We start from the raw sequence: 22,589 nt of genomic DNA on the forward strand, positions 1-22,589 counted from the left end.
CTATGAATTTAGACGTTAAGCAGTAAGTGTTCCCGCTCCCAAGAGCTGATTACGTGCAGGTACGTTTCGTATTCCAAGCGTTTTACGGCGGAAAAGACTCTGACAAAACGCTCCCCCAAGACTCGCTGTAGCTCTGCGCTGTTCTCCATGATTTTGATTGCATGGGAAAGCTCACGTGGAAGAGCATACGGCAGATCATACGCGGAACCACGATAAGGCGGCGTCGCACTCAATCCTTCAATCATACCGAGGTAACCGCACGCGAGTGATGCAGCGATTGCTAGATAGGGATTGGCGTCGGCACCCGGCACACGGTTCTCAACTCGCGTATTAGCTAAATCAGAATATGGGACGCGCAAACCACAGGTACGGTTGTCATATCCCCACTGCAAATTTATGGGCGCATCGGAATGACGTGTAAGCCGCCTATAGGAGTTGACATTTGGCGCGAAAATAGCCATTGCTGCTGGCAGATATTTCTGCAATCCACCAATAAAGGAAAGAAACGCGTTGCTGGTCTCTCCGTCTCTATCGCCAAAGAGATTTTCGCCAGTTTTTGCGTCTACGACACTTTGGTGCAAATGCATCGAACTGCCAGGTTCATTCTCCATGGGTTTGGCCATAAAAGTCGCAAAGATCTCATGACGCAATGCAACCTCCCGCATGGTCCGTTTGAAAAGAAAGATCTGATCCGCTAGTTGAAGGGGATCGCCGTGCAAAAAGTTGATCTCAACTTGCCCGGCGCCCTCCTCGTGAATCAACGCATCAATGTCTAGACCCTGCAGCTCACAAAAGTCGTACATCTCTTCGAACACCGGATCAAATTCGTTCACCGCATCAATGCTATACGACTGACGCCCTGACTCTTGCCGGCCGCACCTACCTATTGGCGTCGCCAATGGATAGTCGGGATCAGTATTGCGAGCGACCAAATAAAACTCCAATTCAGGTGCGATGACCGGCCGCCAACCCTGCGCGGCATAAAGTTCAAGCACTGCGCGAAGCATAGCCCGTGGGGCGATGGAGACAATGCCACCTTTGATGTACTGACAATCATGGATGACCTGGGCTGTGGGTTCCTTCGCCCAAGGCACCACTCTTAGCGTACTTTCATCAGGAAGGAGAAACATGTCGATGCCGGCAGGATCAGAGCCTGTCTCTTCGTCCTCGGGATACTCCCCCGTGACGGTCTGCGAAAATATCGATTCGGGTAAGCGCAGGGTGCCACCGGACAGATATTTGCCAGCCGGAACAATTTTGCCGCGCGGGATACCGGTAAGGTCGGGCACTAAACATTCGACCTCAGTGATGCCGTTTTGCGTGAACCATGCTGTGAAGCCCTGGGAGCTCATGGTTTTGCCCTCTCGTAGAGTATATTAAACACTATACGTCATTGATGATACTTCCGTCAATGGTTATTCGATATTATGTCTATTATAATGTTCGCACGCGGAGACAAAGCCCAACCAAAGGGCCTCCTGGCATCGGTTACCGGCACTGGGAAGTTCTGGATGCCACTGAACCGCTACACACCAGCGATGTTGGGCAAGTTCTATGGCCTCCACCACCCCGTCACTCGCCCATGCAGCTACTGTCAGCCCGGAACCAATGCGATCAACTGCTTGATGATGCCAAGAGGCAACCTCGAACTCGCTTTCACCCAATATGCCCCCAAGCCGGCTTCGCGGGTCGCAAGAGACCGGATGCAAGATTGGCCCAGGCTTATCACTGCGATGGGGCAGTTGTTCCCCAAAAATGTCTGGTAGGTGTTCATGCAGCGTACCGCCCAGATACACGTTGAGCAGTTGCATACCGCGGCAAATACCTAGGAGTGGGATGTCATAGGCGAGAATGGAATCAATCAGGCGCCATTCGAACTCATCGCGCACGGCACTCTGCCCGTAGAGCGCGATATGCCTCTCATTGCCGCCATATAGCTTGGGCGAGACATCTCCTCCCCCGGTGAGGATTACCCCGTCCAGCCGACACAAAAGATTCCTGCTGGCCACCTCAGTCGGGGGTAAAAGCACCGGCATACCCCCCGCATTGCATACCGCTTGGACATACTCGGCCGGCAAGGTGTAGCGTCCATTTTCATCCATGGCATAACTACTTAGGCCAATGAGAGGTTGTTTGTGGTAATCGGATTTTGCCGCCATTATGCCTCTCTATGGATTTTGTCGATGCGGGCTTGATCTAAAGGTCGCACAACCATGACATCGATATTGACGTGCGGTGGCCGCGAAATGGACCAGAGAATGGTTTCGGCGATGTCGGTTGCCGTCAGTGGCACCATTCCGGCATAAACGCTGCTTGCCCGAGCGACATCGCCGCCAAAGCGCACCAAACTGAACTCGGTCTCAACAAAACCGGGGTCGATTTCAGTAACACGAATAGGCTTGCCCAGCCACTCTAAACGCATAGTCTCACTAATGGCACGAACGGCATGCTTACATGCAGTGTAGCCGGCTCCCCCAGGATAGGTCTCAAAACTCGCAACGCTACCAATGTTGAAGACATGAGAAACTGGGTTGGGACGGCTCAGTAGGCGCGGATATAAGGCCTTGGTCATGCGTGCCAAGCCCAGAACATTGGACTGATACATTTCTAGCCAGTGGGCTTCATCAAACTCGGCAACTTGCTCCAGACCAAGGGCTCCGCCGGCATTGTTAACGAGTACTTGGACACTGTCTGGCAATTCTTCCGTAAATCTGTGGACAGATTCTGCAGAACTGACGTCAAGGACGATTGGGATGGCAGAATATTTCTCCGCCAATGCCTGTAGCCGATCAAGACGCCGAGCGCCCATGAATACTAAATAACCGTTTTCGCAAAGCAGCCGAACTGTCTCTGCGCCGATGCCCGATGATGCCCCGGTGACGACGGCGACGGGTTTGTTATGCATAACGAAGATCTCCAGAAGAGTGACCAGAAATCAGGGTAATTGCCCCAGTTTTCTCGACCACGGTTACCAAAACGATCATCAAAAGTAGACTATTCTGCTACGAAAACAGGTTCGGCAGGACTGGTCGTGCCTCTCTTTTGGCGCCGGAAAAACAGGAGGCCAATGACTAAACCGCCAACGCCAACGAGGTTGGTTACAAGGCCGAAGGTGGTGACGGCGTAGGCGGCCATTACGAAGAGGAAAATCCCGCTAAGCCCAGGAAAGGCGCTGAATGCCAACCCATGAAGCCAAGAGGAGCGAAAGCTGCCACGCATAAGCCACGCGGCAGCCAGACCAGCTAGCCCGTAATAATAGGCGACCTGTATGCCGATAGCGTTGACGGAATCATTGATGATCATGCTGATAGAAGGCATAAAAGAGGACGCCCAGAGGGTTGCGACACCAAGCCCAATCAGCACGTACATGGCGCGGACGGGGGTTTGGGTACGAGGATCTACGACCCCCAAAAAGCGCGAAAGCCCGCCGTCACGTCCCATGGCGAACAAGGTGCGGGAAAATTGTAGCATGGTGGTTTCTAACGTCGCTATGGAAGATAAGATCACCGCGATGGAGGCCAACAGTCCGCCGCTTCTCCCTAACCCGGATGCCATGGCGATATTATAGACAATGTTATCGCTAAGCCCAGAGGCGTCCTTCACGGAAAACAGGAATAGCGCCGCGAGAGTGAATGCCACGTAAAACGTGATGGTGACAAAAACGCTGCCAAAACCGCCATTTCCAGCATTTCTTTTCGCATCCTTCGTTTCTTCACTCAGATTAGAGGTGACATCCCATCCCCAGTAGAAGAAAATCACCACCAAAGCAGATTCAGCAAAAGTAGCGGCAGAATAATTGAAGCCGAACCATGACCAGGAAAAAGAGTTAACCGCGCCATGTATAGAAACATGAGCAAATGCTGCGATTCCGACGATGGCTAGTATGACCAGCTCAATTGTGCTCATGATCATCTGCAATTTGCTAGTCAGCTTGATACCGGTAATCAGCACAAGGGCAATAGCAAGAAACCAGAGCGTCGCAACCGATGTCGTGACAACGACGTTATTGCTGAGATGGGGCGCAACATAATCGAGCGTAGATGTGGCTATAGGCATGCTTCCGGTGACCATAAACACCAGTGATGCGACTATCAAGGCCCAGCCAGATAAAAAGCCAGTTAGGCGCCCAAATAGCTTGCTGGTCCACTCATAAGCCGCACCAGCATTGGGCATGCGTTGATTGAGCAGCTTGTATGCAAGGGCGATCCCAAGCATGGGAATTGCAAAAATTAACAGGCTCCCAGGCGCCAGAACACCCGCCGTGCCTACGAGCGCAGCCGTGGTAGCGGCAATCGTATAGGCCGGCGCGCTGCCAGCAATGCCCATAACAATGGATTCCAGAAACGAAAGACTATCTTTACGTAAATTGTTTCCCATGTTAATTCTCCAGAGCACAGCGCTTGAGCGCCGGAATACGTGATCAAATAATAAATAATATCGACATGCGTCCCACCAGGCCCTAAACCCGGTGGGACACGCCGTTGTTATTACTGACTTCGAATTGCCGTCCAGATTTGGTTGTATTCCTGCAATTGTTTACCAGACAACTCTGGTAGATACCGTAGGTGTGCCAATACGGATTTTGGAGGAAGGTAGTAAGGCGTTTTCAAGAGCGGCTTCAAATAAGGAATAGAAGCCTGATTAGGAGATGCGTAGTTGTTGTAGTTAGATAGTTCTGCGCCTATTTTGGGGCTCAAAATGAAATTGATAAAGTCGTACGCTAGGGCCTTGTCTGGCGCATTCTTGGGAATGCACATGTTATCTACCCAGATCTCTGCACCGGATTTAGGTAACTCGTAACGAATATGTGCAAATTTTTTTGGATGTTTAAGTATATCGTAGGAAATGGTTCCACTAAACATAATGCCGGCAGCAATGACTCCTTTCGTTAGGGCGTGTCGTGCTGGCGTGCCATCAAGAAACCCGCTAAAGTTATGCCGTTTTTCTGTAGCCACTATAAGTTTTGCCGCCGCTTCCCAATCTTTGGTTCCCGTACAGTTGAACCCGTATCCCAGGTACGCGCAGGCAGCTCCAATGGTGTCCTGTCCACTCCCCCCCATTAACGCAAAGGGATACTTGTCGTTAAGCTTGGGATCGAAAAGTATTGCCCAGCCATCGACGTTCTTCGGAAGAGTAATTTTACTACTATCATAGCCGATGCCAGTCATCCCCCATTGATAGGGAACACTATAGGCATTAAGCGGGTCGTATTCAGGGTTTTTGAACTGTGGTAGAAGATTCTTTAAGTTGGGAATTTTCTTAGGGTCGAGCTTGCTCAGCAGCCCCGCATCTACCATGCGTTTGATAAAATAGTTTGACGGCACCACGATATCATATTGAGAGTCGCCTCCCGCTTCTAGCTTAGCCTCCATTTGCCCGAGCGAATTGTAGTAATTTTGCACTACCTTACAGTGATATTTCGCCTCGAACTTTTTAATGATATTTGGCGACATATAGTCTGTCCAGTTGAATAAGTATAACGTCGGCTCCGCCATGGCGAAAGCTGGGACACATACCCCGCAAACCGCGGCTGCAACGATAGTGTTGCGAATCTTATTCGTCTTCATTTGAATCATCTCCTGTGCTGTTGCCGTTGGCTAAAAGTGTTTACGATGCTTGTCTGGTCTCTCGTCGAATGATTGTGCCGGCAAGAGAAATAGCGATGCTCGCGAGTACCAGGATAGACGCTATCGCGTTGATCTCTGGAGTCACTCCTTTTTTTGCAATTGCTCCATATAAATAAATAGGGATTGTTACACTCTCGGGCCCCGCAGTGAAAAAGCTAATTACCAGGTCGTCCAAGGAAAGCGTGAAAACCAATAAAAAACTGCCAATTAACGTCGGCGTAAGAATGGGAATAAATAAATGCAGGAGCGCCTTCCGGCCGTTGCCATACAGATCATTGACAGCGAGCAGTAGATCTGGATCTAGGCTACGTAGCTTGCTGTACACCAGCAGCGCGACGTATGGAAGCTCAAAAGTGACATGCGCAATTACCATGGTCCAAAGCCCGGCCTGTAATAGGCCGGTACCAAGGTAGATAAAATGAAAGAAGATCATGTCGGCAATTCCGAAAATGATGCTCGGCATAATGATCGGTAGGTATATCAAATAGCTCGCTCCGGCGCGCGCTCGTTCGCTCCCACGCTGGAGTCCATAGGCGAGAACTGTGCCTAATACAGTTGCGATGATTGCCGATCCACAGGCGAGTGTTATGGAGTTTAGGAAAGCTTCGCGAACGGTGGCCGAGTCGACTGCTGCAGTGTACCAATGTGCCGTAAAACCGCTATTAATACCAGCGGTCCCAGAGCGCAAAAAAGAATACCAAAAAACAAGAATAAGGGGGCCATACAAGAAAATATATGTTAGCCAAGCCACTCCCATGGCGCTGCGATGTATGTTTATGCTTCTCACAACATAGCCCCGGATGTCATGGTCGCACTCTTCGTCAGTAGTTTTATACTGGCCAAGAGAATGAATGAAATAAAAATCATCGTGATTGAAAGTGCTGCACCATAAGGCCAGTCCGGCGTGGTAGAAAACTGTCCAGCAATCAAATTGCCCAACATTAGAGATTTATTACCACCCATTAGTTCTGGAATTATGTAGTTACTAAAGGAAGGGATCAGGACCAGAATTACGCCCACCAAGATTCCACCCAATGTTTGCGGGAGAATAACATACACGAATACCCGGGATGGCTTCGCATATAAGTCTGATGCAGCTTCTACTAGAGACCAATCAAGGCCATCTAAGCTTGCGAAAATCGGTATGACCATATATGGCAAATAGCTATATACTAAGCCAATGAATACTGCTACGGCGCTGGGATATAATCCCATATCCTGATCAATCCAGCCGAGAGCTACCGCAAAATGTGAAATAAACGTATTCGGCCCCAATAGCTCCATCCATGCGTAGGCACGCACTACTTGGTTGGTCCAAGAGGGTAAAATCAGCAGAACTAGCAATAACGGTTTTATGTAATCTCTTGACTTTGCGATAAAAAAAGCGACGGGGTAAGCGATAACCAAGCATACCACGGTGGTTACTAGGCCCTGCCACAGAGAGCGGAATATGATCTGCAGGTTAGCCGCGGACCATCCGAGAAAATTGAATCCCATGACTTCCCGGAAGGCATGCATGGTTATTGGTAGTGCCGGCAGGCCGTAGGGGTTGGTAGAAGTGAATGCGATTGGGAGGAAAAGAAAGGTTGGCAATACTAAAAAAAGGGTAATCCAGAGAAGGCCAGGAACTAACGCGTGTCTCCCTTTAGATGAGGCTCGGCCGTCAGTGTTTGTGGTTAGTCTGCGTATTGACGATCTCATCCTATCCTTCCAGCGGCACAATATCGTCAGCAGAGATCGACAGAGTAACCTCGCTGCCTACGTCCCTCGAACGGTGGCCTGCGCTGCTGTCCGCAACCAGAAGATCCGGGTGATCGGCTATCGCCACGACGTAATCAGTCCGCGCACCCTGGTAAAGGCGCTCCTTGATTACGCCGTTTAGGTTAATATGTTTTTCTCTCTGGGAGATAGAAACGGAGAACTTGATATTTTCCGGATGCATCATTACGTGGTGCGCGGGTCTGGATGTTTTAAGCCAATCGCCTAGATCCTCTTGTCGGAGGATATTAGGCAAGCCAAGGAAGCGCGCGACGAAGACGCTTTTCGGACGCTCATAAACCTCATGGACCTGTCCAACCTGCCGCAGTCTACCTTGTTGCATAATGCCCACATGGTCGCTCATGATCATTGCCTCACTCTGATCATGAGTTACAAATATGAATGTCGTACCTAGACTTTTTTGAAGGCGCAGCAATTCTACCTGCAACTCGCGGCGCAGCTTAGCGTCTAGCGCCGAGAGCGGCTCGTCTAGTAGTAGAACTTCAGGCTCGTTGATCAACGCACGTGCAAGCGCGACCCGCTGTTTCTGTCCCCCGGACAATTGTGCTGGCATATATTGAGCGAAAGATCCGAGTTGCATTGATTCGAGTATGGCATTGACCAGGTGGGCTCTTTTAGCAGATTTAATAGCGCGCATGCGCAGGCCAAACTCGACATTTTGATATACCGTTAGATGTGGAAATAAAACATACGACTGAAAAACCGTATTTATTGGCCTTCTAAATGCCGGAACGTCAACGATTGATTGACCGTTGAGGAATATATCGCCGGCGCTTGGTTTCTCAAATCCAGCGATCATCCGTAAAAGGGTGGTCTTTCCGCATCCTGATGGACCGAGTAGGGTGAAAAACGAACCGGCAGGTATGTGCAACGTCACGTCTTCAGTTGCCACGTAACCATTCGCATAAGTCTTCTGTAGGTCCCGCAAGTATATGCTGCCATGCGCATCTTGAGCATTGCGAAGGTGTGTGATCAGAGTATCGTTTGACTTGGTAGCTAGTTCCAGCACAACTCATTCCTGCAATCGTCGTCTGTCTAATATTCTAAGCATAACCTATGCCAAGTGCCGCGTGCTGTTTAGCTTCTGATTTGGGTGGTTTGCAGAACGGTAAGCCTCGTAGTGGTGCAGGAATGCCTTCTAATGGTGCGATTTGCCCCGAAACGGAACAACGGATGTGGGTCTAGTGGTTGGCAGTGAATGTGTTCCAACGGATCGATCAGGTGACACTGGCGCTTGTTCCTGCGCAATCAAGGCGTGTTTGGAACTGACGATTCCTCGTCGGTAGGACTGTCTGATCGGACGAGGCTGAGCGGCGAAAGTGGCGTGGCGTGTCTCGACGCTGTCGCGGGCGGATAGCGTGCTTCTGGTGATAGCTGAAGCCAAGGGGATAGAGCCCCCGCTTACGATGCCCTCACCGTTGCTTTTTCCTCAGCACGGTGCGATGATCGCGCTTTCTTGCGCAAGGTATCTGCCTATTGCTTCCTGCTCCACCCACAGCCCGCGACATGAGCACGCGCACCTCCAGCAGGCGCTGGCGTCCTCGCGTAATCATGAGCATCTGCGATAAGGGGCCGTCGCGCGTGGCCTGATATATGCTTGGTTGGCCAGATGATGACTATTGACTCGGCCAGGGGAACAAGCGCGATGATGAACCAGGACATGTCGGCAAACGTGCGGCGACGGAGTCCGAGAGTGGCGGCGTACCAATGTGCCCCATCTGTAACGTGCAATAAACAAGAACGTGTCGATCTCATCAAGAGAGTTTGCGAAAAAGCCCGTGCGGATGCCGTCGACATATTGGTATTTCCGGAAATGTTTACAACTGGTTACGCTATCGGGAGCGAGCAGGTGCGTTCGCATGCCGAAGAAAGTGATGGAGAGACTGCGGAGCGTGTGTTTACATTAGCCTCCGAATATCGAATAACTATCGTCTACGGGTACCCAGAGTTGGATAAGTTCGGAAATGTGTATAATTCTGCGAACCTGATCTCGCCAGCTATCGGAATAGATACGTATCGTAAATATATGCTGTTTGGAGACGTTGATAGGACACAATTTGTAGCAGGCAGGAAGATCCATAAGCCGATAGAGATAAACGGTGTAAAATATGGACTTGCGATCTGTTATGACATTGAGTTTCCTGAGTTGACGCGGGCCCTCGCTCGGGCAGGTGCAGAGATCATTTTGGTGCCAACAGCAAATATGCGGCCTTACGATTTTGTTTCGGACATACTAATCCCAGCTCGTGCCGTGGAGAATGGGGTATTTATTGTGTATGCTAATTATTATGGAGATGATGACAGTTTTGAATACTTCGGGAAAAGTATCATCTGTGATCCATTGGGCAACGTCTTAAGTAAATCAGGTGCGGGAGAAAATCTACTAATGGCTGATGCTGATATAGAACAAATCAAGGAAACTCGCTTAATGAATAATTATGTCAATGATTCCTCAGTGTTTCCCGAAGCCATCGCAGGATAGGGTAAGGGATGCAGAACCTGAGGTTTGCCGAGGTAAATTATGATTCTGATGTCGACAAGCGACATCTACTTACCCTTCTGAATGAATATGCCACTCTGCCAATAGGCCAAGGAAAACCTATTGCGGAAGATAGGCTTAGTAGCTTGTGGGAAAATCTCGGGCGACGTCGGCTCTGGGTGCACGCGTTCTTGGGATACATTGATGTCGAAGCCGTCGCCATGGCGATAACAATTGAGGGATTTTCAACCTTTCAAGGAGAACCGTTACTGAACATACATGATTTTTTTGTCTCTGAACCATGGCAAGGAAGAGCGGTTGGAACAACCTTTCTAACACACGTGATCGAATATGCCAAGAACTCTGGTTTCGGCAAGATAACCCTCGAGGTGCTCTCGGAGAATGTTCGTGCGAAACATTTGTATCGTCGGCTCGGCTTTTCGCCATACAGTAATCCCATTGGCGGCTCAGCAGAATTTTGGCAAAAGTGGCTCGGCAAGTAGCTAGCGACGGGTGTGAGCCAGCGCACCAAAGCCGTGCATGTTTTTTAGTCGGCTGTGCATGCCGCGAAGCGCTGCACTAACATAGTGCAGCGCAGGTTTGCGTTGTTCTGGCCGGTATTCAGGGTATTCTAAAAATCATGGAGTGGCTCCCCAAAGGGGGCGTAACTTATTGATTACATGATCTTGAGTTGAGTGTTGGGACGTTATCGATGGGTGTTGGTATGCGGCACGACCTTTGCTTCGCGGTGTCGTAATTACTAAGGAGATTCCGCAATGGCTACGACAGACAACATGATTCCTGAAACTTCAGTAAAACTCTCGCTTGCACGCGGGCTTAGACGGGATGGGACAACGATAGGTCTCCTCTTTGCGAGTTTGACAGGTATCGTCGGCTCAGGGTGGCTTCTCGGTCCAATGGAAACAGCGCAGGTAGCTGGACCATACGGCGTTTGGTCGTGGGCCATAGGTGGGATATTGATTCTCTCCCTCGCGCTCTGTTATGCAGAGCTTGGGCCTCTCATTCCGCGCAGTGGATCGGCAGTACACATAAGCCGGGTAGGTAACGGTCCGATGCTGGCAATGGTGTGGACGTGGATATTGTTTTTGGGGTATGTCACCACCGCGCCCACTGAAGTGGTGGCAATAGTTACTTATGCGAATAACTACATTCCTGGCTTGCTCGCCGTGCATAGTTCATTGCTGAGCGGACTCGGCTTCATTGTAAGTGCAGGACTTATGATGCTGTTGGCGGCCATCAACCTGTTAAGGATTGGAACCATTCTTAATGTGAGTCGAGCGCTGATGGTGGTAAAGTTAATAATTCCATTGTTGACGATCGTTTTGTTTCTGAGCTTTGCGTTTCATCCAGAAAACTTGCACGTCGCCGCGGATCATCATGCTACGTACATGCAAGGCATGTTTTCAAGCATTGCGACCACAGGAATCGTGTTCAGCTACCTCGGCTTCCGACAAGCGGTCGAACTTGGTGGGGAGGCGAAACGGCCACAGGTAAGCGTTCCCGTGGGCGTTATTTTTTCAGTGGTTACGGCAATAATAATATATGTCGCATTGCAATATGCTTTTTTGCTTGGTGTAGATCCGAAATATGTTGCCCAAAAGGGGTGGGAAAACATCTCCTTCCCTGGTATTAATGGTCCTTTTGCTGCTATAGCCGGTATGATCGGTTTGGGATGGTTAGGATACCTGCTCTACGCGGATGCTTTGGTTTCTCCAGCCGGTACTGCCATGATGTACACCACAACAAGTTCTAGAATCACGATGGCAATTGGCGAATTGTATCCCAAAAAACCAACTGGAAACCTTAGAACGATCAATAAAACTGGAACTCCGTTTATCGCTGTGCTTGCCGTTGTTGCCGTGGGGTTATTATTCTTGATACCGTTTCCATCCTGGCAAAAAATGACGACCTATGTCGCATCCGTAACGTCCCTATCGTACGGTCTCGGCCCTGTGGTACTTCTACAGATGCGCCGCGCAGCGCCGGACGTACATCGACCATTTCGCCTTTGGGGCGCCTCTATAATCGCACCATTCGCGTTTATTGCAGCTAACCTAATTATCTTTTGGTCTGGCGTGCAAACATTGGATTTCTTGTTTGGGATGTTGCTATTATTCCTTTTGCTCGCCATCGCCTGGTTCTATATCACCAAGAGAAATCGCGAATTATCATTTGGCTGGAAATATGGGTGGTGGTTAGTTCCTTATTTTGGTGGAATGTGGGTTTTGACTAAGCTCGGACCATCATCGGCAGTCGGCGGGATCGGCTGGATTTCCTTCTACTGGGATATGGCATTCGTTGCGTTGTATAGTTTATTTATCCTTTGGCTGGCACTTCGTTGCGCGGTGCCTCATGAGGAATCGCGCGCCTATCTCGAGCAGCTTGGAAAAATGCCAGATCTAGGCGTTTGACATGCGACGCGAAATAAATGAACGTAAGTACAATACGATATGCCCCGATTTTCCGTTCGACTACCTGCGCTGGATAACTTCGCCAGAAGGAGTTGTGAGTCTCCCAGCCGCCACCTCTCGAGAGCGTGTTGCCGTTATAGGTGCTGGCTTGGCGGGTACCGTAGCTGCGTATGAGCTAGCGAAAGCAGGGCTTCGCCCGGTCGTGTACGAGGCCGGATGGATAGGCGGACGCCTACGTTCACACCGATTCGATGGCGTAGATGAAGACGTCATTGCGGAACTGGGGGGTATGCGCTTTCCGGCCTCAGCCTTATTGTTTTGGCATTACGCTAGCATACTCGATTTATCTCGCAAGCCATTTCCCAATCCCATGTGCCCTGCTAGTGGAGCAACAATGATTGAGCTAATGGGAAACTTACATTATGGAAGTAAACTGGATGATTTCCCGGACCATTTTCGTCAGATAATGGATGCGTGGAGATTGTCCTTAAACCAACAAGGGTCGTTGGCCGAGATTAAACAGGCATGGAAAGATGGTGATGTCGCCAAAGTGAAGGATATATGGAATCGTGTGGTACAGGAATGGGATGATAGATCTTTCTACGATTTTCTTTGCGCATCACCCGCGTTCCAGGCGCTTCCATATGATTACAAAGAGATTTTTGGGCAGATCGGATTTGGAACTGGTGGATGGGATTCGGACTTTCAAAATACCATGCTAGAAATCCTTCGCGTTATCTACGCGGATTTTGATAGTGATCAATACTTGGTGCTTGGGGGCGCGCAACAGATAGCCCTAGGCTTGTGGAAAAAACCATGTAGCCCAGAGGGTCTATCGGTCTCTGATCTAAATCAAGGTGCCCCGCAGGGCAAGGTGAGAAAAATTTTTAGAGCGCGCGACAGTTCCAATATCGTCGTGGAAAATGAATGGGGGAATTGTCAAAGTTTTGCTGCCGTCCTGGTTACCTGCCAGAGTTGGTTGCTGACTACATCCATTGATGTCGAGGAGAGCCTTTTTTCTGATCGTTTATGGATGGCATTGGATAGAACACGCTACATGCAGTCATCAAAAACATTTGTTCTTGTCGATAGACCATTCTGGCTAAATGATGACCATAAGAATGGCATTCCGCTGAGAACCACACTGTCCGATCGGTTAACGCGAGGAACATATTTATTCGACTACGGCCAGGACAAGCCGGCGGTAATATGTCTCACCTATTCATGGATGGGCGACGCGCTCAAGATGTTACCTCTGACCGTAGATCAGCGCACAAGGTTGTCTCTTGGGGCATTGCGAAAAATTTACCCCGATTTGGATTTGGAGCGACACATAAGAAGCCGTCCAGTAAGTATTTCATGGGAACTAGAAGAAAACTTCCTTGGGGCGTTCAAGGGCGCTTTGCCCGGACATTATCGTTATAATAGGACCATGTATACGCAATTTTATCAAGAAGATCTTCCCATTCAGGAGAAAGGGATCTTCTTGGCTGGAGATGATATATCATGGACACCGGGATGGGCAGAAGGAGCAATTCAGACGGCCTTGAACGCGGTCTGGGGTGTGTTTCGACACTTGGGTGGCAGATCTCCAGCAGGGAATCCCGGGCCTGGGGATCAGCTTTTGGAGATGGGTCCGCTTGAGCTATAATTACTACTCTTGTGAGGTTCGCAATGACCGACTCTTTGGGCAGGTGGCAACATCCCGAGGTCAATACATTTAACACGTTTTGTACGTTTATGCGCTGTCCGCCGCTACGTCGCGACGAAGAGACTATTCCCGGAGTTACTATATTGGGTGTACCTTTCGATTTGGGGACGACGTACCGACCAGGGGCGCGTTTTGGTCCTTCTGCCATCCGCGCTGCCAGCGCACAACTTGCGCGCCGTAAAATGTTCCCGTGGGGATTCAATCCGTCGGATGTAATGGGCATAAAGGATGGCGGCGATCTACAGTTAGATATTCAACATCCGGAGAATATCTATGCGGAAATTGTCGAGGGTGCGAGCGCGTTGTTGGCGCGGGGAGGAAAACTGCTGACGTTAGGGGGAGATCATTACGTTAGCTATCCTTTGTTGGCAGCGCATTTCCATAAGTATGGAACCCCCTTGCGTTTACTGCACTTCGATGCCCATACGGATACGTGGCCAGATCCAAGCATGACGAGCATAAGTCATGGCACGATGTTTTATAAGGCCGTACATGCGGGCTTTATCGATGTTGAACATTCCGTTCAAGTTGGAATACGAACTTGGAATGATGACACGCTGGGTATTCATCAAATCTCCGCCGTGGAGTTTCACGAAATGCGTGAGAATGAGGTGATTGCGCGCATCCGATCAGTACTTGGTGACGGGCCGGTATATCTGACCTTCGATATCGATTGCCTCGATCCTGCCTATGCACCTGGAACGGGCACCCCCGTCATTGGTGGTTTGTCCACGCCGAGTATACTTGCGGTGCTGCGTGGGCTGGCTGGGTTGCACTTCATTGGCGCCGATGTTGTGGAGGTTGCTCCAGCGTACGACCATGGCGAAATAACCGCCATTGCTGGTGCTCAGATTGCAGCGGAACTCCTATGCCTCTTTTCGGTTTTGCTGGAGAGGGAGACAGACCAACTTGAAGACGATGGATAATGTTCCCCCTCTTCGCGCGGCGTTGCGGTTTTCGGATCTCTCCTCTCTTTCGGTTTCTAGCGTCGCGCCGATTTTCAGCGTCGCAGCAGCTGGGCCAGCCATGGCCCAGGCTGCGGGCGTGGATGTGCCGATCGCGATTTTGCTCATCGCTATCCCTTTCATTCTGAGTTCTTGGATTTTTCTCTCGTTGAATCAGCACTTCCCCAATGCCGGTGGATCCTATCATTGGTCTCGACGCATCCTGGGGCGTAATTATTCCAACTTCCAGGCGTGGATCGTGCTGATGGCCTATTTTTGGTCCATCCCCCCCATTTTGTTGCCAGCTGCGCAATTTACCCTCGGCGCGCTAGGTTTGCCCTCGACGACGACCTACAGCCTAGCCTTGGCGGGTTTTTGGGCACTGTTCGCGGGCTGGGTACTTCTCCAAGGTGCGTCGATTACCGCCCGGGTCACCCAAGTCTTTCTGATCATCGAGGTGATATCCGTCGCCTTCATGGCGGTTCTGGGGTATAGCCATTGGGGTCCTGCTGCCCTGGGCGCGGGGAAATTCTCTCTTTCTCACGTCCAGTGGGTGGGGGTGGTAGTCTGCATGGTAGTGGCTGCGACCATTGTTGATGGTTGGGAGATCGATACCTATGCGGCGGAGGAATCGCACAAACCCCGGCACGCCCCAGGTTGGGGTGGGGTGGTGGGCGCCTGTAGTGTGGTTGCCTACTACTTGCTCATCTGGCCACTGCTTCTGCATCAGCTTCCCTTGGCAGGGTTACAGCAGAGCAGTAACAGCTTGGGCCTGTGGGCTGCGCACGTGGCTCCAAATTTCGTTCCTTGGATGCAGATTGCCGTCATTGCATCGACAGCCGGCAGCCTATGGTTAACGACCTTCATCCTGTCCCGTGCCTTATTCGCCATGGGGCGGGACCGGATCATGCCAAGCCCGTTTACCCGACTCAATCGAGCGCACGCACCGCATTGGGCGATTGTGCTGCCAATCGTGCTCTCGATGTTGATCGTTGCGCTACAACTGTTTTTCCCGAGTACGAGGTCGCTGTTTGATCTGGTATTGAGTGCGGCTGGTTTCTTTCTCGTCGCCGAATTTCTACTCGATGGCATAAATATGGCCTACTTTCTCGCCTCTGGACATCATCAACGGGAACAGCATCAGCACCAGCGCCTATCTCGGCATCGCCACTGGGCCTTGTTCCTTGCCTCCCTCTTTGTGGTCTTCACGTTGGCCAGTGTCGAACTGCTGTTTCTCTACTTTGGTCCGCAGTACATTGCCCCTGGAATCGATAGCACCGTCCTGGTATTTCTCGCCCTTGGCGTAGCTTATGTGTTGTACCTGCGCTGGCATCGGCATCAACGGCAGGGTACCTTTGTGTTTGAGTTGGTAGAGGAGAAAAGCTTGTCGTGAACACGACCGCCGAGTGGCGCGAACGCTGGGAGGGAAATCTCTCTCTGCGATTCGATTGCCTGGGCCCTTCCACTCGCCTGGTCGAGAAACGGGTGAGCATGCCCCTGGCTTTTCAAAAGGTGTTGTATCCTGAGGGGCCAGGGGTGTGCCATGGTGTTATCCTCCACCCGCCTGGAGGTTTCGCCAAAGGTGATCAGCTAGGGATGGAATTTCATCTCGGCCCGCAGTCGGCGGTGCTCCTCACCACCCCGGGGGCCGGGAAATTCTATGGGAGTTCGCGGCAGGCGGCACAATTTGTGCGTGCTCGGGTAGAGCAAGGCGCGCATCTGGAATGGGTTCCGCAAGAAAATATTCTCTTTGACGGTGCCAACATGCAAAGCTCGATGCGGGTAGATTTGTCCCCCCAAGCCACTTGGATGGGCTGGGATATCTGGCGTTTTGGGCGCAGTGGTGCGGGTGAACGTTTTTTGCGCGGACAGTGGCGGGCCTCTACAGAAATCTGGCGCGATGGGGTTCCGTTGTGGATAGACCGTCGGCAGATAACGGGGGGTGCGACACTGTTGCAGTCACGTTTTGGGCTCAGCGGGCACCCCGTCTTGGCGAGCCTTGCCTGGATTGGAGAGGCCATCTCGGAGGAGTTGTTGCATCTGTGCAGATCGGTAGGTGTAGGTTTGCGAGGAGCCGCTTGTTGGGCCGTCGGCCGGGTTGCGCGTGGGCAAGGGCTCGTTGCCCGTTACTTGGGGCCTTCGACAGCAGAAGCGAAAGCCGTCTTTACGGAGCTCTGGCGCATTCTCCGCCAGCAACTGCGTCAGCGCCCCCTGTGTTTGCCACGAGTCTGGAATACCTAAGGAGAATCGATGAATCTCAGTCCGCAAGAGCGGGATAAGCTGCTCATTTTCACCGCGGCATTGGTAGCCGAGCGGCGCAAGGCACGGGGGCTCAAACTGAACTATCCCGAAGCTGTGGCCTATATTTCCGCAGCGATCCTCGAGGGTGCGCGTGACGGAAAGTCGGTCAGTGCCCTGATGAGTGAAGGGTGTGAAATTCTCGGCCGCGACGACGTGATGGATGGGGTTGCGGAGATGATCAACGAGATTCAGGTCGAGGCGACGTTCCCGATGGCACGAAGCTGGTTACCGTACATCAACCGATTCGCTGAGCGGGGAAGGCAATGATCCCAGGAGAGATACAAACGCAGGAAGGAATGCTGGAATTGAACGCTGGCGCTGTCGTTACGCGGCTTCGCGTAACGAACACGGGAGATCGGCCCATACAAATTGGCTCCCACTACCACTTTTACGAGGCCAATGCCGCCTTGCAATTCGAGCGTGAACTTGCCCGCGGCAAACGCCTGGATATTGCTGCAGGAACGGCGGTGCGTTTCGAGCCTGGTGATGAGCGGGAGGTAGCGCTAATTCCCCTTGCCGGTGAACGCAAGGTCTATGGTTTTCGGGGACATATTCAAGGTTTCCTAGATACGGGGGCATGAGCGTATGGCACAGATCGATCGACGTGGATACGCAGAGCACTACGGCCCTACCAAGGGGGATCGCATTCGCTTGGCCGACACCGAGCTCTGGATCGAAGTCGAGCAGGACCACACGCAGTATGGTGAGGAGGTGAAATTTGGCGGAGGTAAGGTCATCCGAGACGGCATGGGGCAATCCCCGCTGACCCAAGCCCAAGGAGCCATGGATCTGGTCATCACCAATGCCGTAATTTTGGACTGGTGGGGCATCGTCAAGGCCGATATCGGGGTGAGAGAGGGGCGGATCGCCGCCATCGGAAAAGCGGGGAATCCCTATACCCAAAATGGGGTAAACATCATCATTGGCCCGGGAACGGAGATCATCGCTGGCGAAGGCATGATTCTTACCGCGGGCGGCATCGATTCCCATATCCATTTCATCTGCCCGCAATTGATAGAGACGGCTTTAGCCTCTGGCATTACTACCATGCTCGGCGGCGGGACCGGACCGGCAGCGGGGACGAACGCTACGACCTGCACGCCCGGCCCCTGGTATTTGCAGCAGATGCTTCGCAGTGCGGAAGCATTTCCGATGAATCTCGGCTTTTTGGGAAAGGGCAATTCCTCTCGACCAGAAGCCTTGGCGGAGCAAATAGAGGCGGGAGCAATTGGCCTCAAACTACATGAAGATTGGGGCACGACGCCCGCGGCCATCGACTGTTGTCTCTCGGTTGCGGATACCTATGACGTGCAAGTAGCAATTCACACCGATACCCTAAACGAAGCCGGTTTCGTAGAGGACACCATTCGCGCGTTTCGCGGGCGCACGATCCATAGTTACCACACCGAGGGGGCTGGGGGCGGTCACGCTCCAGACATCATCAAACTCTGTGGCGAAAAAAATGTCTTGCCCTCCTCCACCAATCCGACGCGACCCTTTACCGTCAATACCGTGGAGGAGCATCTCGACATGCTCATGGTTTGCCACCATCTGGACGCCAGCATTGCCGAGGATTTGGCCTTTGCGGAATCACGGATTCGTCAGGAAACCATTGCCGCCGAGGATATCTTGCATGATTTGGGTGCCATCTCCATGATGGCATCGGATTCGCAGGCCATGGGTCGGGTAGGTGAAGTCATCCTTCGCACCTGGCAAACGGCGCACAAAATGAAGGTGCAGCGTGGTGCCTTACCCGAAGACAGTGCGAGGCACGATAATTTTCGTGCCAAACGGTATGTGGCGAAATATACGATTAATCCGGCGATCACCCACGGAATGGCGCAGGTCATCGGTTCGGTGGAGGTGGGAAAACTGGCCGATCTCGTTTTGTGGAAACCGGCTTTCTTTGGCGTGAAACCCGATCTTGTCCTCAAGGGAGGGATGATCGCCTGGGCACAGATGGGAGACGCCAACGCGAGCATTCCGACCCCGCAGCCAGTGTATGGGCGGCCGATGTATGGGGCATTTGGCGCAGCTCGCAGAGATACTTCGATTACCTTCGTTTCCCAATACGCCTGGGAACATGACATCGCTCACCGCCTCGGCCTGCAGCGGCAGGTTGTCCCTATCGCGAATACGCGCCATCTCGAGAAGAAAGACATGGTCAACAACCACTATCTTCCTCTCATCGACGTTGATCCGCAGAGCTACGCGGTACATGCCGATGGCCAGCTCCTGATTTGCGATCCCGCCGCCGAGCTGCCCTTGGCCCAACGTTATTTTCTGTTTTAGTCATGACGATCCGCATCACCCAGAAACGAAATCCGACGCATCTGCTGGAGGCAGAATCACTACCGGTCCTGCTATTGACCGCGGAGGAGCGGGAAAAGGCACGACAACGACTGCTACTCGGCGATGGGCGTAAGCTTGTTCTGCAGCTACCGCGAGGAAGTGTTCTGGTGCCGGGCGAAATCTTGTGTACCGCGGAAGACGTGCCAGTGGCGGTAATACAAGCGCAAGCGGAGCCGGTATTTACCTTGCGCGCCCAAGACCCCTTTGCTCTGTTGCGAGCGGCCTATCATTTGGGTAACCGGCATGTCGCGATGGAGCTGGCTCGAGACTATCTTCGCATTAAGCCGGATCATGTCTTGGCGCATCTCATCGAGCATCTGGGCGGAGTGGCGTGTGTTGAGGAGATTGCCCCCTTTCTGCCAGACCACGGGGCCTACCGAAACCATCATCACGAACATGCATAGTCTTCGCTCCCTAGGGCGATACCTCCAATTGGGAAGTGCCAATCTCCCCGTAGGCGCGTATTCCTACTCTGAAGGTCTGGAGACATTGGTGCAACAAGGCCATTTGGCGGGAGAATCAGATCTGCGTTGCTGGCTGGAAGAGCAACTGCACTATGGACCAATCCGTGTGGAGGCTACCGTACTTCGGCACATGATCGTTGCTGCGGAACATCATCAGACAGAAGTCCTCGAGTACTGGGATGCCTGGCTGGCCGCCAGCCGGGAAAGCGAGGAATTGGCCCTGCAAAATTCGCAAATGGCGCGTGCGCTCTGGCGTCTCGCGCGGGAATTGGTAGGCAACGAGGCTCTGCTGGGCTTGCTGCGTTCCCCAAGCCAGTATGTAACAGTTCTGGCGCTGCTGAGTGTGGCAGCAGAGTTACCTGCTGCAGAGGCGATTTTTACCCATATTCATTCTTGGCTGGCGAATCTGGTCATTGCTGGCGTGCGCCTGATTCCACTCGGGCAAAGTGCCGGGCAGAAATTGCTTTGGGATCTACAAGAATTGGTAGAGCAGGTCGTGGAGTTTGCGATGTCCGCAGTGGAAGAGGATCTTTACGCTTGTAGCACGGGGCTCGCCTTGGCGAGCGTGCAACATGAAACGCTCTATAGCCGTCTGTATCGTAGTTGAAGGAGAGGAGTGATGGAGGCACTGCGTGTAGGAATTGCTGGGCCGGTGGGTTCCGGAAAGACTGCATTACTGGAAGCACTTTGCAAACGCCTGCGCGACCAGTTCGAGATAGCAGTAGTTACCAACGACATCTATACTCAAGAAGACGCACAATTCTTGCAGCGCGCCCAAGCGCTGTCCGCTGACCGAATCATTGGGGTAGAAACCGGAGGTTGCCCCCACACTGCCATCCGCGAGGATGCCTCCATGAATTTGGCGGCCCTCGAAGATCTCGAGATACGTTTTCCTCTCGTGCAGTTATTATTTGTGGAAAGCGGCGGAGACAATCTTGCCGCAATGTTCAGTCCTGAACTGGTCGACATGACTATCTATGTGATCGATGTTGCGGCCGGGGATAAGATACCCCGTAAAGGCGGGCCGGGGATCACACGTTCGGACTTGTTGGTAATCAACAAGATTGATCTCGCTCCCTACGTTGGCGCTAGCCTAGAGGTGATGGAAAGCGATACGCGACGAATGCGCGGCGATCGCCCCTTTGTGTTTACCAACCTAAAGACGGGAGAAGGGCTGGAAGCTGTGGTTGCACAACTCACCAGCTTTATGACGTGAAAAAAGTGCCAGCCTAACGGGCTGGCACCGAAGCCACTACGAGGATAGATTAGAACCAGAAGCCGGTTTCGAGGATGTCCCGAAGCTGGTCAGGTCGGTTGTCGGCGCCAAATCCAGAGGTGTAATTGGTTAGGCGAACATAGGACAACTCGTCACGAACGAAAAAGTCGCCGTCGGTGTATGTCGGGGTGATCATGACACCCAGAGCACTCGCACCAGGGCCGTATCCGAAACCGTAAGAAAAACTGCCTGCACGCGACGAACTGTTGTGAGTGTAATCTACACCAGCCGCGATTGACCAGTTATCAGTAATATCGTAAGCAGCGTGAATCATTGCGCTGATATTATCCGTGCTCTCGTCGACGCCAAATGCTACGCTCTTTGGCGTGTAAATATACTGAACCTCAGGAACAACAGTAAGGTTACTGCCGGTGTATGCGTAATAAGCACCGTACATCTGACTGTTGTTTAAATCAAGCTCGCCACCAACGTAAGAATTGCTGGAATATCTGGCCGTTGCATTTGCATACCCGGTATGGCCGGCGTTACCCATTCCGTACACCGAAACAGAATTCTCCGAATTGATCGTGTAAGTGACCAAGCCAGAAATCACATTATAACGATTGGTGTAGTACCCATCATTCCACGATACCGAAGCAGAAATGGGTCCAACACTATAATTGACCTGCACCCCACGGCTGACTGTGGTCTGAAGGAACCACGGGAAGCCACCCTCAATATTCATACGTTCGTAGGTGAAGGTGCCCGTATAACCAAGTAGGCTCGGCAGCTTACCTATACTTACGGAAAAATTGCTGAGCGGCGCGATGGTGACGTATGCGTAGGGCAACGCGCCAAAATCGCCAATGGTTGAACTCGTGGAACTGAAAGGTTCTCCCAAGGATGGAAAGTTATACGCCCCGGCGGTGAGGTTGAACTGAATCAAACCGCTATTTTTACTCACTGTGATCAGACCACTGGAGATATCAGCGCCGGCGTTTTTCCCATTGAGCCCACCGCTGGTGCCCGGATTAGTTTGTAAAAAGCCAAAGCCGGAGACGACTCCTTGAACGTTAATTTTCCCGATAGGGCCTGCATCGACCTTGATTGGAGCGGGAATGGAAAACCCAGTTGCGCAAGCAAAACCGGAAAAGCAAATGGTGGACAGCGCACCAAGAACCAACATTTTCATGGGTTGTTTCATGTATATCTCCTTCGGTTAATATTGTTAACGATATAGCAAAGACTATGCCATCTACACCCGCGCCAAACGCGCTAACATCG

General features: G+C 51.8%; 21 protein-coding genes and 1 pseudogene. 13 read left to right on the forward strand and 9 right to left on the reverse strand.

The window, feature by feature from the left end:
- Window positions 1-8: 8 nt before the first annotated feature.
- The 8 genes from ORD17_RS03070 to ORD17_RS03105 all read right to left on the reverse strand — a co-directional run bounded on the left by ORD17_RS03070 (window position 9) and on the right by ORD17_RS03105 (window position 8,415).
- Window positions 9-1,352, reverse strand: coding sequence for a glutamine synthetase family protein (locus ORD17_RS03070; RefSeq protein WP_308389432.1), 1,344 nt, complete (start codon window positions 1,350-1,352; stop codon window positions 9-11).
- A 63-nt stretch (window positions 1,353-1,415) separates the two neighbouring features.
- Entirely contained in the window at window positions 1,416-2,102 is a 687-nt protein-coding gene (locus ORD17_RS03075) for a gamma-glutamyl-gamma-aminobutyrate hydrolase family protein (protein WP_308389433.1), read from the reverse strand.
- 56 nt (window positions 2,103-2,158) lie between these two features.
- Window positions 2,159-2,905 carry an SDR family NAD(P)-dependent oxidoreductase gene (locus ORD17_RS03080; RefSeq protein ID WP_308389434.1) on the reverse strand — a complete coding sequence of 249 codons (747 nt, stop codon included), beginning with the start codon at window positions 2,903-2,905 and terminating at the stop codon, window positions 2,159-2,161.
- 89 nt (window positions 2,906-2,994) lie between these two features.
- A complete protein-coding gene (locus ORD17_RS03085) occupies window positions 2,995-4,377 on the reverse strand; it encodes an APC family permease (protein ID WP_308389435.1) in 1,383 nt (460 codons plus the stop codon).
- A 110-nt stretch (window positions 4,378-4,487) separates the two neighbouring features.
- Window positions 4,488-5,567, reverse strand: a complete 1,080-nt coding sequence (locus ORD17_RS03090; protein ID WP_308389436.1) for a spermidine/putrescine ABC transporter substrate-binding protein — start codon at window positions 5,565-5,567, stop codon at window positions 4,488-4,490.
- A gap of 40 nt (window positions 5,568-5,607) precedes the next feature.
- On the reverse strand, window positions 5,608-6,384 hold the full coding sequence (locus ORD17_RS03095; RefSeq protein ID WP_308389437.1) for an ABC transporter permease: 777 nt from the start codon (window positions 6,382-6,384) through the stop codon (window positions 5,608-5,610).
- Window positions 6,385-6,410: 26 nt separating this feature from the next.
- Window positions 6,411-7,328 (reverse strand): ABC transporter permease, encoded by a 918-nt coding sequence (locus ORD17_RS03100; RefSeq protein ID WP_308389438.1) that lies wholly within the window; start codon window positions 7,326-7,328, stop codon window positions 6,411-6,413.
- Between the two features lies 1 nt (window position 7,329).
- Window positions 7,330-8,415: an ABC transporter ATP-binding protein gene (locus ORD17_RS03105; RefSeq protein WP_308389439.1), complete on the reverse strand. Its 1,086-nt coding sequence runs from the start codon at window positions 8,413-8,415 to the stop codon at window positions 7,330-7,332.
- 684 nt (window positions 8,416-9,099) lie between these two features.
- Between ORD17_RS03105 and ORD17_RS03110 the strand changes: the two genes are divergently transcribed.
- The 13 genes and pseudogenes from ORD17_RS03110 (at window position 9,100) to ureG (ending at window position 21,305) form a co-directional block, all read left to right on the forward strand.
- Window positions 9,100-9,888: a carbon-nitrogen hydrolase family protein gene (locus ORD17_RS03110; RefSeq protein WP_308389440.1), complete on the forward strand. Its 789-nt coding sequence runs from the start codon at window positions 9,100-9,102 to the stop codon at window positions 9,886-9,888.
- An 8-nt stretch (window positions 9,889-9,896) separates the two neighbouring features.
- Window positions 9,897-10,388 (forward strand): GNAT family N-acetyltransferase, encoded by a 492-nt coding sequence (locus tag ORD17_RS03115; protein ID WP_308389441.1) that lies wholly within the window; start codon window positions 9,897-9,899, stop codon window positions 10,386-10,388.
- A gap of 273 nt (window positions 10,389-10,661) precedes the next feature.
- Entirely contained in the window at window positions 10,662-12,317 is a 1,656-nt protein-coding gene (locus ORD17_RS03120) for an APC family permease (protein ID WP_308389442.1), read from the forward strand.
- 1 nt (window position 12,318) lies between these two features.
- On the forward strand, window positions 12,319-13,968 hold the full coding sequence (locus ORD17_RS03125) for an NAD(P)/FAD-dependent oxidoreductase (RefSeq protein ID WP_308389443.1): 1,650 nt from the start codon (window positions 12,319-12,321) through the stop codon (window positions 13,966-13,968).
- Between the two features lie 23 nt (window positions 13,969-13,991).
- Window positions 13,992-14,954, forward strand: coding sequence for an agmatinase (gene speB, locus ORD17_RS03130; protein ID WP_308389444.1), 963 nt, complete (start codon window positions 13,992-13,994; stop codon window positions 14,952-14,954).
- The gene (locus ORD17_RS03135; protein ID WP_308390041.1) at window positions 14,947-16,365 is read left to right on the forward strand and encodes an APC family permease; all 1,419 of its coding nucleotides are present in this window, start codon (window positions 14,947-14,949) and stop codon (window positions 16,363-16,365) included. The genes speB and ORD17_RS03135 overlap by 8 nt, the downstream gene beginning before the upstream one ends.
- Window positions 16,362-17,213 (forward strand): urease accessory protein UreD, encoded by an 852-nt coding sequence (locus ORD17_RS03140; protein WP_308389445.1) that lies wholly within the window; start codon window positions 16,362-16,364, stop codon window positions 17,211-17,213. Before ORD17_RS03135 ends, ORD17_RS03140 begins: the two co-directional genes overlap by 4 nt.
- A 9-nt stretch (window positions 17,214-17,222) precedes the next feature.
- A pseudogene (locus tag ORD17_RS03145) lies at window positions 17,223-17,524 on the forward strand (urease subunit gamma).
- Window positions 17,525-17,536: 12 nt separating this feature from the next.
- On the forward strand, window positions 17,537-17,854 hold the full coding sequence (locus ORD17_RS03150; RefSeq protein WP_308389446.1) for an urease subunit beta: 318 nt from the start codon (window positions 17,537-17,539) through the stop codon (window positions 17,852-17,854).
- Window positions 17,855-17,858: 4 nt separating this feature from the next.
- Window positions 17,859-19,565, forward strand: a complete 1,707-nt coding sequence (gene ureC, locus ORD17_RS03155; protein WP_308389447.1) for an urease subunit alpha — start codon at window positions 17,859-17,861, stop codon at window positions 19,563-19,565.
- Between the two features lie 2 nt (window positions 19,566-19,567).
- The gene (gene ureE / locus ORD17_RS03160) at window positions 19,568-20,029 is read left to right on the forward strand and encodes an urease accessory protein UreE (protein ID WP_308389448.1); all 462 of its coding nucleotides are present in this window, start codon (window positions 19,568-19,570) and stop codon (window positions 20,027-20,029) included.
- Between the two features lie 88 nt (window positions 20,030-20,117).
- Window positions 20,118-20,696, forward strand: coding sequence for an urease accessory UreF family protein (locus tag ORD17_RS03165; RefSeq protein WP_308389449.1), 579 nt, complete (start codon window positions 20,118-20,120; stop codon window positions 20,694-20,696).
- Between the two features lie 12 nt (window positions 20,697-20,708).
- Window positions 20,709-21,305, forward strand: coding sequence for an urease accessory protein UreG (ureG, locus tag ORD17_RS03170; RefSeq protein ID WP_308389450.1), 597 nt, complete (start codon window positions 20,709-20,711; stop codon window positions 21,303-21,305).
- Between the two features lie 49 nt (window positions 21,306-21,354).
- Here ureG and ORD17_RS03175 read toward each other — a convergent pair whose 3' ends face one another.
- A complete protein-coding gene (locus ORD17_RS03175; protein WP_308389451.1) occupies window positions 21,355-22,509 on the reverse strand; it encodes an outer membrane beta-barrel protein in 1,155 nt (384 codons plus the stop codon).
- Window positions 22,510-22,589 lie beyond the last annotated feature (80 nt).

This window comes from Acidithiobacillus sp. AMEEHan, from assembly GCF_030996345.1.
In the GTDB taxonomy this organism is placed as follows: Bacteria; Pseudomonadota; Gammaproteobacteria; order Acidithiobacillales; family Acidithiobacillaceae; genus Igneacidithiobacillus.